The 13316-nt window shown below is 60.8% G+C and carries 11 protein-coding genes; 1 reads left to right on the top strand and 10 read right to left on the bottom strand.

What is annotated here, in order from left to right; all coding sequences use genetic code 11:
* Positions 1-78 precede the first annotated feature (78 nt).
* From D1Y84_RS14635 to D1Y84_RS14595, 9 genes are all read right to left on the bottom strand, one after another.
* Positions 79-2835 carry a DUF5695 domain-containing protein gene (locus tag D1Y84_RS14635; RefSeq protein ID WP_124849351.1) on the bottom strand — a complete coding sequence of 919 codons (2757 nt, stop codon included), beginning with the start codon at positions 2833-2835 and terminating at the stop codon, positions 79-81.
* Positions 2836-2898: 63 nt separating this feature from the next.
* On the bottom strand, positions 2899-3825 hold the full coding sequence (locus D1Y84_RS14630) for a dihydrodipicolinate synthase family protein (protein ID WP_124849350.1): 927 nt from the start codon (positions 3823-3825) through the stop codon (positions 2899-2901).
* Positions 3822-5138: an FAD/NAD(P)-binding oxidoreductase gene (locus tag D1Y84_RS14625; protein ID WP_124849349.1), complete on the bottom strand. Its 1317-nt coding sequence runs from the start codon at positions 5136-5138 to the stop codon at positions 3822-3824. The genes D1Y84_RS14630 and D1Y84_RS14625 overlap by 4 nt, the downstream gene beginning before the upstream one ends.
* Complete coding sequence (locus tag D1Y84_RS14620) at positions 5135-5368, bottom strand: 2Fe-2S iron-sulfur cluster-binding protein (protein ID WP_233581437.1); 234 nt, start codon at positions 5366-5368, stop codon at positions 5135-5137. Before D1Y84_RS14620 ends, D1Y84_RS14625 begins: the two co-directional genes overlap by 4 nt.
* Before the next feature lie 22 nt (positions 5369-5390).
* A complete protein-coding gene (locus D1Y84_RS14615; protein WP_124849348.1) occupies positions 5391-6524 on the bottom strand; it encodes an FAD-binding oxidoreductase in 1134 nt (377 codons plus the stop codon).
* A gap of 4 nt (positions 6525-6528) precedes the next feature.
* Positions 6529-7488: a proline racemase family protein gene (locus tag D1Y84_RS14610; protein ID WP_124849347.1), complete on the bottom strand. Its 960-nt coding sequence runs from the start codon at positions 7486-7488 to the stop codon at positions 6529-6531.
* Positions 7489-7649: 161 nt separating this feature from the next.
* Complete coding sequence (locus tag D1Y84_RS14605; protein ID WP_124849346.1) at positions 7650-8249, bottom strand: hypothetical protein; 600 nt, start codon at positions 8247-8249, stop codon at positions 7650-7652.
* Positions 8250-8323: 74 nt separating this feature from the next.
* Complete coding sequence (locus tag D1Y84_RS14600) at positions 8324-8896, bottom strand: TetR/AcrR family transcriptional regulator (protein WP_124849345.1); 573 nt, start codon at positions 8894-8896, stop codon at positions 8324-8326.
* A 140-nt stretch (positions 8897-9036) separates the two neighbouring features.
* Positions 9037-9492 (bottom strand): lipid II flippase MurJ, encoded by a 456-nt coding sequence (locus D1Y84_RS14595; protein ID WP_233581436.1) that lies wholly within the window; start codon positions 9490-9492, stop codon positions 9037-9039.
* A gap of 356 nt (positions 9493-9848) precedes the next feature.
* Here D1Y84_RS14595 and D1Y84_RS14590 point away from each other — a divergent pair, with 356 nt between their 5' ends.
* The gene (locus D1Y84_RS14590; protein WP_124849344.1) at positions 9849-11411 is read left to right on the top strand and encodes a PA14 domain-containing protein; all 1563 of its coding nucleotides are present in this window, start codon (positions 9849-9851) and stop codon (positions 11409-11411) included.
* A 50-nt stretch (positions 11412-11461) separates the two neighbouring features.
* Here D1Y84_RS14590 and D1Y84_RS14585 read toward each other — a convergent pair whose 3' ends face one another.
* Positions 11462-13096, bottom strand: a complete 1635-nt coding sequence (locus D1Y84_RS14585; RefSeq protein ID WP_124849343.1) for a VWA domain-containing protein — start codon at positions 13094-13096, stop codon at positions 11462-11464.
* Positions 13097-13316: the final 220 nt, after the last annotated feature.

The following is a 13316-nucleotide window of genomic DNA, read 5'->3' as shown; positions in this document are numbered from 1 at the left end:
ACAGTGTGCACCCGCCAAGCCTGTCGGCACGCATGTGCTCTTACGACCTGCCGCGTTGCTTCGGACAGTCTCGTATCTCTACCGCTCTACCTCGACCGATGTTTCCTTGCTCGACAGCGGAACCGTCCATGCTCCCGCATCCAGAGCAAAGTTTCCACTCAGTCTAGGGTGCGCACTTGTGTCCGCGGGAACACTCAGGCGCAGGCGTGCTGTGGATACCGTCTGCGTCGCTGGTGACAGCATGAGCGTGACACGCTGCGTCCTGGTGTTGAGACGCACGCGATCCACTGTGCCGCCATCCAGTGTTATCCAGAGACCAAGCGGCGCAAGAAAGATACTGCGTCGCGAGCTGTCCAGTACGCTAACGTCGATCACGTCGTGCGTCTGCGAAAGGTTGCCGCCGAAAGCGAGCCAGCCCATCGCCTTGTCATTCACGATGTAGGTCCCTGTGTTCACAGCATGCCCAAAGAAGTTGGGGCCGTAGTCGCCGGTATATGGATCATCGGCCATGCGGTCAGGAAAGGAATGGAACGCAGCCGACGCGAAGCCCTTGGTGTCGATCGTGGTGAGCGCGCCTGTCATCCCGGCATACCCGGCACGCAGCAGGTATAGGTCATCCGGATGACTGCGGTACTCGGCGAGCAGCGGTATGGCGTTCAGTCCCGAGCCGTAATGATGCAACTGGCGTTCAATTCGAGGGTACTTTCCGCCGTAGAGAAAGTCCCAGTAACGACGCGAGCTCCCGTTGTAGCCCCAGCTGGGGAGCACGGGGGTGTAGCCCAGGATCGCATTGAGCGTTACGTCTGCCTTGTCAGCAAAGCCGAAGTAGCGCGTCCAGTCATACACCTCTTCCTGCCCGGTGGAGTCCCATGGCATCTCGCTGCCGAATGGATACGCTTCGCTTCGCCAGTGCTCGGCACGTTCACGCATCCATGACTCCAGCTTGCCTGCTTCCTCGGTCTTGCCTTCGCGCTTCAGGTCGTCGAGCAGGCGCACAAAGACGGTGCCTTCCATCTGGCCGAACTGCGTGTAGTAAGGCGCCTGGGTCCGCATGGCCATGGTGGTCTCATACGCCTGGTCCAGGTACCACTGCCAGGGGTGGTGCGTGGCAAGGCCGTGCGTGTTGCGGGCGATTGTGTAAAGCGCCCAGTAGGCGGCGACCACGTGCGGGTAGTTGTAAGACCGACCGAGGTCGTCGGAGCTTTCCTTGTTCCAGCTGGTCCAGCTCGTCCAGTTTGTTTTCGGATCGTACTGGAACGCTGGCACGAGGCTTGGCTGGTAGAAAAACAGGCTCTTGTGCACGCCATACCTGTGTTCGCCTTCGGCGACTTGCAGGTGCCCCCACACGGTCTCGTCGACAAAGCGCTCCAGCTTCGCCACTTCTGCCGCATCGGGCTCCAGGAACTCCTTCATGGCCGCAGCCAGCCATGCACCGGCACCCCCTTCATCGCTCAAGCCCGCGATCCACACGCGTGACTCCTGCGTGACCTGTGCATGCACAGAGTCGTCGTAGCTGATCACCGAGGGTGCCCGATAAAATGGATCGTTGGGCTGATCAAACCATTGATCGTTGAAGAGGAAGTGGCCCATGTCGGCGATGGCTTCACGCTCGGGCTTGATCACGCGATACGCGATGCTCTGTGTGGTGCCGTCCGCATACTCGATCACCAGCCGCGCACGACCCCACTGCTTACCTTGAAGCGTGTAGGCAAGCAGCCCGCCTGGCAGCGTGCCGTCATCATGCCACGACAGGGCGCCCGCGGGTTCGCTACGCATCGCACGCACAGGCTGTGTGGAACGCAGGAAGAGGCGCGCCGACTGATCCTGCGGCACCACGTAACCGGGTATGCCGACGGCGACCGGACGGTGATGCGCTGCGAGCGTCGACTCCACCTGCCGTATATCGGGGGCGACGACGAAGCGCAGCGTGTAGTGCGCGCTTGCGCCAGGGGCCAGCGTTTCCGCGGTGGGCGGGTTCCACTCCTGTGCACCCTTCCACTCGGTCTCAGCAAATGCTGCAGAGTGCACCATCCAGTCGAAAGAGCCCTCGAACGTCGTTCCGCGCGGGGTGGGATCATTGCCCGGCTCGCCCAGGTGCGTCGTACGCGATCGTCGATCCAGGATCGGCTTCCACGCCTCAAAGGGCGTGTGCTGATCCGCAAGCACGAGCAATACGGGACCCGTACCTTTCAGCGGAGCCACCTGCACATAGCCGGCATCCTCACCGATGTACGGATCGTAGAAAGAGCACTCGCTGTAAGCCTGCTCAAGCGTTCGATCGTTCATGATGTTGTTGAACACCATCGCCATGCCGACGCCGCCGATCTCGAGCGGACTGTTGGTGGTATTCGTCAGGGCAAAGCTCAGCAACAGGGCGTCGCCATCGTCCTTCCAGCTGCGCACGATGCGCACCGGCGAGTCCGGCGGAAGCGAGTTCGTAATGTCCCCGGTAAGCTCGTGGTCCGTGGCAGTGAGGATCTTCTGCGGTTCGCGATGCGTGGCGCTGGAGAGTGCCTGCCACGCGGTCGCGCCCGCAGCGCGCACACGCAGATCAATATCGCCTAGATGGTAGAACGTGTCCTGCGATCGCTCGGAAAGCTTGTCTGTGGGGGCGTAGTTCCACGGCACCGCCCCGGTAGTGGTCAGGCTCGCCACCGTACCGCTATAACGCAGTACGTCGAGTCCCAGCGCACCTGAATGCAGCGTCATATGCCCGCCGGAAAACATCGGCCCGGGCGGCAGCGGTTCGGGCTTTTGCGCCTGCACAGCAAAGGGCACTGCAAGTGCGCACAGGATTGCCAGACGCACAGGGATGGGCAGGGCGGACTTGTACACGATTCTCTCCATCACGTCAGAGTGGGCGGCAGTGGGTTCCCTGCCGCCTTCAGGCTTAAGCAGCTATGCCTTTGCGAGTGTAGGAAACGGCTTGGTCGCAATGCTTGGGCGCGCCTTCTGCGAAGTCTCGTACTCGAGCTTTGCCTGCGCGAGCTCCGCGCCCTGTAGCTCCAGGCGCGGTGCGCGCACACGCGCCGAGCCGACGCCTTGCTGCTCCTGCACCCACTTGATCAGCTGCACAAACTTCGGCACGGTATCCATGCGAAGCAGCGGAAGAAACCAGCGGTACAGATCAAAGACGCGTTCTTTTTCACCGGCAACAGCAAGGTTGAAAAGTTCAACCGACTCGGCAGGGTAAGCATTCACCTGGCCCGCAATCCATCCCTTGGCGCCTGCGTACACCCCTTCCACCAGTGCGTCGTCCACACCCACAAAGATCACGAGGCGCTCGCCCAGCACTTCGCGAATCGCCGAGACTCGGCGCACATCCGCGCTCGACTCCTTCACGGCAGCGAGGTTTGCGTGCTCCGCTGCGAGTTCCGCAATCTGCGATGGCAGAAAGTCAGTCTTATAAGCCACGGGGTTGTTGTAAAGCATGCAGGAGAGCCCCGTGGCGGCAATCACGCTCGCCACGTGGAACTTCATCTCGCGCCAGTCGGATGTGTAGACATAGGGCGGCAACACCATCAACCCGGAGCAGCCGAGTGCCTCGGCTTTCTTGGCAAGTGCGACAGCACCCGCAGTCGAAAGCGATGAGATGGCCGCAACTACCGGAACGCGCCCCGCAGCAGCCGCCACCGCTGTCTTCAGGATGGCCAGCTTTTCATCATCGGTAAGTGTGGCGCCTTCCCCCAGCGAGCCGAGCATCACAAGTCCGGTGCATCCGTTGTCCAGCATCCAGTTGCAGTGCTGCGCAAGGAACTCGTGGTCGACGGAAAGACCGGGGTGGAAGGGTGTAGTCATTGCAGGCATAACGCCGTACCAGTTCATAGGTTCTCCTCGTGGTGACTTGTGGATGAAATCAGTGCGTGCAGGGGAACAGGCACGAGCGGCGGCCGCACGGACGCGGGCTCCCACCCAAACACCACGCGGGTCGCGGGCCCGCAGATACGGCCCTGGCAAGGACCCATCCCACAGCGCGTCTGCAGCTTGGCCTCGGTCCAGCCTGCGCAGGCCTTCACTTGTGCAAACGACGCATCTTCGCAGCGGCACAAAATGGTATCTTCCGCGGCGAGAGTGCGCAGTGCTTTGCGCAGGCGGAAGGTGCGATCGAGCATCTTGCCAAAAGCACGCTCGGCTGCGGCCCGAGCATGCAGGTGCGTCGAAGGCTGACCCGCGGCAGTAAGGCCGGCGATCTCGCCCTGCAGGAGCGCCGCGTCCAGTCCGGCAATGCCGGTCGGCTCACCCACGCAAAAAACATCCGCACGCGTGGTGCGCTGGTACGTGTCCACAAGCACACGCCGGCCAACAGGGGTGGCAGCAAGGGCGCAACCCAGCAGCTCGGCAAGCTCGCTGTTGGGCACCAGGTGGAAGCCAGTGGCGACAAGGTCGCAGTCGATTGTCCTGGTCTCGCTGCCGTTGGTGATGCGCACACCGGCAAGCACGCCGCGGTCGGCGATTGCTTCCACCGGCCACCAGCCCATGCGCACCGGGGTCCCGCGCAACCTCGCGGCATAGTGCAGACCCTGCCGCAGTTTTGTGAACCGCAACAACATGCTCGCGGCAAGCGGCAGCATCGTGCGCAGCCCGGCCTGCTCCGCCAGCAGCACCACGCGTGCGCCTGCTTCCTGCAGGTGCGCTGCAACAGCGATCAGCAGCGGCCCGGTCCCCACCACCGCCACCCGCTTGCCCGCAACAGAGTACCCCGCCCGCACCAGCGCCTGCAGGCCACCTGCCCCAAGCACGCCCGGCAGTGTCCAGCCGGGAAACGGCAGCATCAACTCGCGCGCACCAGTGGCCACAATCAGCGTGCGGTACGTGTAGCGCAGGCCGTGCTCGTCCTGCTCCAGTACATCCACAACGTTGTTCGCAGGGGCGGCAAAGACGCGCGTCGCACAGTGCAGCGTGGCTCCACTCGCATGCAGCGCTGCAATGGCCTTCTCCCGCGACGACATGGGTTGCGTCGATTGCGTGTTCGCCGCAACGGAAGAAGCGCGCCAGATCTGGCCTCCCGGCGCGAGGTTGTCATCGAGAACGTGCACATCGCAGCCGTGGCGCGCAGCGGCCGTGGCGGCCGCAAGGCCCGCAGGCCCCGCCCCCACAACCAGCACGTCGGCGTGCGTGATGTCGTTTGCAGCACTCATCGCTGTGTCTCCACACGCATCTCGTCCAGGCAGTTGATCTGGCAGGTGCGGCGGTGCGCGACGCCATTGATCACCGCGCGGCATTCAAAACATATGCCCATGCCACAAAGCGCGGCGCGAGGAGTGCCCTTGACGGATTCCCGGCACGGCACCGCGTGCAGCAACAACGCTGCCGCAACACTGGTACCGCGCGCCACCTGCCGCGGCATGCCATTCAGGTAGATCTGCACACATTGAGCTTCCGGCATGGCTTCAGGCATGGAGAGCCTTTCCCGCCGCGCTCCCTTTGAGCCGCGCGGGCAGAAAAGGTTCCAGCTCCATCGCGGACGCGCGCCCGAGCAGCCGATCAGCCAGCAGGCGCGCAGCACCGGGCGCATGCGTGTAGCCAAGGCCTTCAAACCCCACTGCTAGCCACAGCGTCGGATCATCACTCAGCCCTTCCGCCGGTCCTAGCAGTGGCAGCTTGTCCTCGGTCGCCGCGCGAAAGCCGGTCCAGATGCGCAGCGCAGACACAGCGCCCAGCCCCGGCATGTAGTGCTCCGCACGCTGCAGCATCCGCGTGAGTATTTCCTGGTTTATTGCAACCGTATCGCTGCCATACTGGCGGCTTGACCCGATGAGCAGCTGACCGGTCTGCCGCGGTTGCACGTTGAAGGCAACCGAGTCACCTGCCACTTTGTGAGCACTCTTTAGGTATCCAAGCTCGACGAGTTGATGACTGACAAAGCCGGGGTAACGATCCGTGATGACGAGATGCCCCTTGCGCATGCGCAGCGGCATTGCGGGCAGCAGCGCACAGTCCATACCCGTGGCCAGCAGCACAAAGCGCGCGGTGAGCCGGAGCCCTCCATCGAGCGAAACGCTGCCCTCGCCCGCGCGCGCAGCACGGCCCGCGATCATCTCGGCTCCCCACTCTTTCGCCTGGCGTAGAAAGTACGCGGCAGCCGCAGGGGGATACATCACCCCGTCTTCGGGCACCAGCAGCCCACCGGCAAGCCCGGCGCGAAGGTTCGGCTCAAGCGCGGCCAGTGCAGGGGCGCTCAGCACCTGGCTGTGCACACCGGCCCGCGCGTACGTCTCCTTTTTCGTGAAGACTTCCGCCATCTCTTCCTCATCTGCTGCAATCCAGATGGTGCCGGGCGAAGCATATTCCACCGACACGGGAAACGACTCTTCGCGCCACAAGCCTCGCGAAAAAGCAGTCAGCGCAAGCTGCGCCGGCGAGTCGTCCATCACCACCACGTGGCCCATGCCCGCCGCAGTGATGCCGCCGCCCGGCGTACCTGCTTCGACGATGGCGACCCGCAGACCGCTGCGCGCGCATTCGCGTGCCACAGCCGCGCCAATGATGCCCGCACCAACGATGATGAGATCGTAGCGATGCATCCGTTTAGAAATGGAACCCCGCAGTGAAGGGGTCGCTTTCATCAAAGAGCAGCGTGCTGTCCGCCGTAATCCAGGCACGTCCCTGGATGGTCGGGATCACCGAAGGCTGGTCTTCGATCATGGGACCAGGCTCGACATGCCCCTCGAAGAGCGTGCCCAGAATGCCCTCCTGGCGCCAAAGTTGTCCCGGGGCGAGCTTCCCATCGGCGAAGAGACACGCCATCTTCGCGCTCGTGCCGGTGCCGCATGGCGAGCGATCAAATGCCGAGCCGGGGCAGAGCACGAAGTTGCGAGAGTCCGCGTGCGCCATCTCTGGAGCCCCTATCAACTCAATATGGTCGACATCTTCCCCGGCCGGTCCGGTAATCCCTTGTTGGCGCAGTGCGGTGCGGATCGCCATCGATACCCGGAGCAACTCTGCGGTATTGGTGCCGGCAAGCGAATACGGATGCTCTGCCACTAGAAAAAACCAGTTCCCGCCCCATGCTATGTCCCCGGTGATCCGCCCCAGGCCCGGCACATGCACCGGCACCTGCGCACGGTAGCGGTAGCTCGGCACGTTCGACACCGACACGTTGCCGTCGTCCATGAGGCACGCTTCCACGATGCCCACGGGGGTCTCGATGCGGTGGCGCCCGGGCGCAATCGAGCCGAGGTGCGCCAGGGTTGTCACGAGGCCGATCGTGCCATGCCCACACATACCCAGGTAGCCGGCATCGTTGAAGAAAATCACCGCCGCACTCGAGTCCGGTTCCACGGGCTTGGTCAGCAGCGCACCCACCAGCACGTCTGAGCCCCGCGGCTCGCAGATGACGCCCGAGCGAAAGGTGTCCTGCATCCGCAGCCTCGCGAGTCGCTCCTGCAGTGAGCCTGCACCAATCTCCGGTCCGCCCGAGAGGACGACACGGGTAGGCTCACCTGCGGTGTGGGAGTCGATGATGCGGACGGAACGAGAAAAACTCATAGCGAGATAATACGTTGGTAAAAACATTTTTGCATACGTTGAACTTCCACCTGACGTGTGGATCGGGGAGTGATGCAGCCCGGTTGTGCCCGGGTGGCAAAGTGCTTTCCGGGCCAACCTTGGCCGCGTACTCCCCGCTTGAGAACTGTACGCCCAAACAACTAACCCCGGCTCTGAGCGATGGTTGCGCCAGCCATCTGGCCCTTGGACACCTTGCGGTGCATCAGCACCCCGGCGATCAGGAAGTACACACCACCGAAAATAGCGTAGCGCCCGAGGTCGCTGATCTGTTTCGTCCCGTGCAGCCCGCCCAGGACGAAGACCACTCCTGCCAGTGCAGATTGCGCACCGCTCAGGATCATCGCCCACTGCCCGCCCAACTGCCCCCTGCGAGCGATGCCTACGGCAAGCTGCGCTGCTCCAGCAGCGAAGGCCCAGAGCCCAAAGACCACAACTGCCTGGTGCGGAGACCTGAAGGCAGTGCCGGCGATACCCGCGGCCGCAAGGGTGCCCAGAGCCGCGTTGACGTACTGCGCGGTGGGTGTTCCGGAGTTGGAGCGCGAGGCAGATCGCAGGTCATACACCGTACAGGCGACATCCCAAAGGGGATAAAGCACCAGCAGGCCGGCTGCCAGCACCGGATTGCCGGCGGCGGTCGCCATGATCACCCCGGCCCAGACAAGCTGAACAACGGTGCGTGTGTAGTAGAGGTTGCGCAGGGAAAAGGCCTGCGCCTGGGCGTTCGTGATCGTGGCTGACATGAGTGCTCCTTGACTATCTTCTAGTTGGTAGATTTATGAGGCAAAAACGAAGAACCGGTGCCGAGCGGGCGGACCTACGCCTGGATACGTTGCAAAGCGCTGTGCGTTACGGCTTCGAACACGGCGCAGTCTCCGAGGGCACGGGCAGACAGCATGGCGCCGTGCACCGTTGCCATGAACGTTTGCGCCTCGTCCTCGCTGCTTCCTTTGAGTTTCATACTGCGCTTCACAACCCCTTCCTCGAGCGTCTGGCGAATCCACTCGCCCAGGGCTAAGAAGTGTTTGTGCACTTCGGCGCCCACCTCCTCGGGCAGGCTTGGCAGTTCAGCCGCCAGCAGGGCCGCGATGCAGAATGGCTGCGACCGATCCCGGATGCAGCCCTCCCAATGCCGGACGTACGCCTGGAGGCGCGCAAGCGGATCTTCCACCTGGTGCGTCAACGCCTGGGTTGCAGCCAGAAACCGCTCGCGATGCGCCCGGAGCACAGCGACCACCAGTCCGGACTTGGTCGGAAAGTGATGGTGAATACTGGCCTTCCGAATCTGCACTGCTTCCGAAATATCGGCGTAGCTGAACGCCGAGTAGCCACGATCCGAAATCAGGGTCCTGGCCGTTTGAAGAATTCGCTCTGCTGTTTCTCCCTGCATGCTCTATGAGACTACCAACTAGTAGGATGCGATTCAGAAAAGCTGCAACTTTCTAGATCCGCCGGCATGGGAGTGGCTCTGCAGCAAGTATGTTCGAGACCCGAGCTTCAACTTTTACGGCAGGCACAGTCCACCCGCGCTTACACCCTTACACAGAGTGTGCGCTCAAGACTGCGATGGATCAGCTTTTGGCCGTGAAAACCTGGAGCCACTACGTCCACAAGCAAGGGTGCACTCAGAATTCCAGCTAGGACCAAGATTGAAGTGACGACCAGCAATATGGCAAGGATCGCCCCAGCAACCTGCGATGCCTCCTCGTGCCTTTCTTCTGCGCGTAAGCGAGCGTAAACCGGAATAAAGGAGGCTGAAAGCACTCCTTCGCCAAATAGGTTTTGTAGAACATTGGGAATACGGAAGGCGGCACGGAAAGCATCCGCAGCATCGGAATTCCCGAAGTAATGCGCAAAGATTCGGTCCCGGACGAGCCCTACAACACGGATCAGCAAGATCCCCGTAGCTACCGCAAGCGCAGAGGAACGGTTCTGGTCCACCCTCTTTTCGGCCTGGCCGTCGGGTTCTCGTGCGGTCTCACTCACTCTCCACTCATTTACAGCCGCATACCCGCCGGTGCCCCTGAACAACCAACTATAAACGCGATTGTGTTGGCCGGTTCCATGGTCCTCCCGAAAGCTCATCTTCGGCATCTTCAGTTTGAAACGTTCACTGAACGCTGTTTTGCGCGTGCCGGTGAGGGCAGCGCCTTGGGATCCCACCACTAGAGACTACGCGTGCTGATAGGACGAAGTGTACATACTGAACCTGCAATAGTGGATCCACAAACATCTCTCTTGGGGAAGTCAGTAGGCCAATAGACTATTGGGTGCGCACCGGGTGACCGATTCCGCTGGTTGTCTTGCGTTCGAGCGCAGTCGAGTTCTATGCTGATGCCACCATGCAACAGCTGCCTTGGCGATCCCTGCTTTTGATGTGTGCTTGCATCCTGCCGCTCGCTTCAGAGGCACAGAACTCTGCTCCGGGTACAACACCGACGGAGCAGGCAGGTCCCGACATTACCCAGGTCCCGATAGTTCTTAAAGTCACAACGCGTGAAGTGATCGTAGATGTAGTTGCTTCTGATCGCCGCGACGAATCTGTTCCAAACCTGCAAGCCTCGGAGCTCGCAGTCTTTGAAACAGGCCCAGATCATCAACGGAAACAGCAGAGAATCACGTCCATTCGCTACGTTGCACCGTTGTCCGAGATGTCGCAGCCTTCCACACCGGCGACCTTGCATGTCCGGCTGGGTAGCGGCTGTGCGGAAGACACGACCGGTCACTACGAACTCACTTACCACGTCAGCACCGACGAGCTTCGCGATGGGGAACATAGCCTTCTCGTCACGACTCCACTTCCTGGGATCAGGCTGAACTATGGTCTCCACTACCACGTAGCTAGTATTGCGAAACTAACGCCTTCTACTCAGGAGCCTGAGAGTGTTGCTGAGGCGCGCCTCTTACAGGCAGCCTGCTTCCACAGCAACGAGCCGTTGTCGCTTCCACTGCTTGTACATTTCGTTGAAACACAGGATGCAAACGATCTGCGTTTTCAAATAACGATCCCGCCCGCCGCGCTTCCATTGGCTTCGATCGCGGTTGATTCCCGGGATATACACCTGCAATATGCTGCTTGTAGCTTTGACCAGAATGGCCGCGCCTTGCACTTCATGCACTCTTCGGAAAACAGAACACTGCGTTCTAGCGAGTATGTCGAGGCATCGGTTCACGGCTTTCCAAGCTTCGTTGAGCTTCCAGGCACGGAACATCCGCCTGCAGTCCGGTTCGTCGTGAGAGATACGCAGACCGGGAACATCGGAAGTGCTTTAATCAAGACACCATACGCCCTTAAGGCTGGGCAACTGACGCCGGAAGAAGCAGCGGCGGAGCAAAGCTGGAATGAACATCAAACGACTCGCACAGATATTAACTTTCCTCCTTTGGGACCAATCGGTTCCTTTGGGTCGATCGAACCAAGAGCGGGAGCGATGTGCGCAGATGTCTATGAGCTACCTGCAGGCATGTCCAGGCTTCCAAAGTACTGGTCTCTCGATTCCGTGGGCTCGCTCTATGCGTACGTTCTCAATGTGCCGCATCAACAGTTCTGGAAGACAGGCGGCATACCTGGAGTGACCCGCGCCACAGAGTGGTTCGGCATCGACTATCACGGAGCTTTTCAGGTCAAAGAACCGGGGGCCTACGAGTTCACTGTTCTAGCGGATGACGGCGCAAAGCTCTACATCGATGATGAGCTGGTGGTCGACGCCGACAACCTCCACAATTTAGAGACTGCGAGTGGGAAGGTTACCCTCCAGCCTGGCTGGCACACTTTGCATCTTCCTTACTTCCAGGGACCGCCCAACGCTGTAGCGCTCCAGCTCTTCGTCAAGAAGCCAGGCGGTTCTCGGGAGCTCTTCGACATGCGTGAGTTTGGGTCTACACCGGGCGTTGGCCAGGAATAGATGGCGCCCTCTCGGTAGAGACAGAGGGTTGCACTGCTTTCACGCTGCAATTACTCGCTGGCCTTGGAGCCCTGTTCTGCGCTCGCGACCGAGAGCTGGACTGTACCTGTTCTGCCGCTTTCGAGATCAATCACTGAGAGCATCAAATACTTCGCGCCGTGAGCCACACGAAGTTGCTGCAGCGTGGGCACACCTTTGGTGCTTGCCTGCTCCATCTGCGCATCGTCATAGTGGGTTGTCACCTCATCCATGGCAGAGCTCAGCACCTCCCCTTCTGCGTTATAGGCAAGAGCCGCTACCTTGAAATGTGCATCATTCCTGCCGCTTTCATCGCGATTGAACACTAGATCCTTGGCTGCGATTCCGTAGTCAATAACAAGAGGCTCGCCTGCGTTCTTTGCAGGCGCTCCCGCCACCTGTTGAGCAGCCTCCGCTCCCATCTTGATACGCGCCAGAAACACAATCGGTAGAGGAGAAGCAGGCCCACCGTCCGGTACCTGATCTGATTCCATACCCGACACAGAAGCTTCTTCGTCCAGGCCAGCCGGGTCCTTGGCGTAGTAGCCTTGGCGATAACTCACCTGGTAGGGTCCATCCACCGTCACCCTTACCTTATGAAAACGCCCATCCGACGAATATGGCGTCGGATCGTAGGTCACGGCATAGGCATGCCGCCCGTCGGAAACCGCCTGTTGTAGCACCGTACCGAGCGCATTGTTGCTGTAGTACGCGTGACCGCCAGTCGCCGCGGCGATTTCATCCATCGCGTTCCACGAACCACGCTGCGCGGCAGCATCGTTGCTGCCGGTGATGACCGGCGATCCTCCTACTTCGCTTGTATTCTTAGCCTGATTCAGAGGTCCGGCTACGTTGAGCACACCTCGCACATCGACCGGATAGACAGCAACCCGCGCCCCCTCAAGCGCTCGTAATACCATCATCTCTGCTTCGTCCGACTGCATCGATCGTCCCGCTCCGGCGGCACCGCTCTGTTCGTCGCGCAAGGGAAAGGCTGCGGCAAACCACAGGAGCGACTTGCGTCCTTTGTACTGGCGCAGGTAGAGTCCCAATTCGCTTAGCTCTCTGACTGCAACGCTGTAGGATGAAGGGATCGGGCTAGTCAGGGCGGGCGCGCTATTCTCGATCGCACGGCGGATGAGTTCGCGATCTGTTGTCACGGACTGCATCAACACCGCAGGCCCATGGCCGGTAGTCCGGAACACAGCGATCGGCGTGCCGCTCGGCAGTCCTGCAAGCGAGTGCAACACCTGCAGCCGGAAATACATCTGGTCTGCTACATCGACACCCATGTTGTCGATCAAGAGCACATTGATGTTGCGGTCGCCCTGCAACATGGCTACATTGCTGAAGACCCCCGGCGTCGACCGCGTTTCATTGGCATCGGTGACTGACTCTGCGCTTGCCTCGAAGTTGCGGATCACCTGGGGCTTGCCATCATCCTGCACATGAAAAGCGCTTTGCGGAAGCCCAAGAATTGGCTTGCCTTTTGCATCGGTGACCAGCACATCCTCGACAACTCGCCGGACAGAAGCTTGAAGCGTAAAGGGCGGCGGCTGTAGCGCGACGGCATCGTTACCTTGCGCTTGATTCTGCGCCTGTGTCGGTACGACCCAGGTCAGCAAGGCCAGTCCTCCGGTGAGTAAAAGACCATATCGATCAAGCATGCAGTACTTACCTCTCGGCCCCTTCGTCACCCGAAGCACTTGTCTGACATTGTTGCCGCAGCCCTACTTCTACAATACGAAGCTTAGAGCCTGCAAGGCCGTGAATCGGCGAGGCCGATCGCCATTTAGTCCCGCATGCCTGCTCATTGCATCGACATAACGTTGTCATGGTCAGACAGGCACACAAGCAAATGGTGTTCGCAGCGATGGGCATAATCCC

The sequence above is a fragment of the Acidipila sp. EB88 genome (assembly GCF_003858395.1).
In the GTDB taxonomy this organism is placed as follows: domain Bacteria; phylum Acidobacteriota; class Terriglobia; order Terriglobales; family Acidobacteriaceae; genus EB88.
The sequence above is the reverse complement of the archived record's forward strand: the minus strand, read 5'-3'. Positions and strand labels throughout refer to the sequence as shown.

Bases quoted from the DNA above. Each gene is read 5' to 3' on its own strand.
- D1Y84_RS14630 (WP_124849350.1), bottom strand. From the start codon at position 3,825: ATGAACTGGTACGGCGTTATGCCTGCAATGACTACACCCTTCCACCCC.
- D1Y84_RS14625 (WP_124849349.1), bottom strand. From the start codon at position 5,138: ATGAGTGCTGCAAACGACATCACGCACGCCGACGTGCTGGTTGTGGGG.
- D1Y84_RS14615 (WP_124849348.1), bottom strand. From the start codon at position 6,524: ATGCATCGCTACGATCTCATCATCGTTGGTGCGGGCATCATTGGCGCG.
- D1Y84_RS14610 (WP_124849347.1), bottom strand. From the start codon at position 7,488: ATGAGTTTTTCTCGTTCCGTCCGCATCATCGACTCCCACACCGCAGGT.
- D1Y84_RS14605 (WP_124849346.1), bottom strand. From the start codon at position 8,249: ATGTCAGCCACGATCACGAACGCCCAGGCGCAGGCCTTTTCCCTGCGC.
- D1Y84_RS14600 (WP_124849345.1), bottom strand. From the start codon at position 8,896: ATGCAGGGAGAAACAGCAGAGCGAATTCTTCAAACGGCCAGGACCCTG.
- D1Y84_RS14590 (WP_124849344.1), top strand. From the start codon at position 9,849: ATGCAACAGCTGCCTTGGCGATCCCTGCTTTTGATGTGTGCTTGCATC.
- D1Y84_RS14585 (WP_124849343.1), bottom strand. From the start codon at position 13,096: ATGCTTGATCGATATGGTCTTTTACTCACCGGAGGACTGGCCTTGCTG.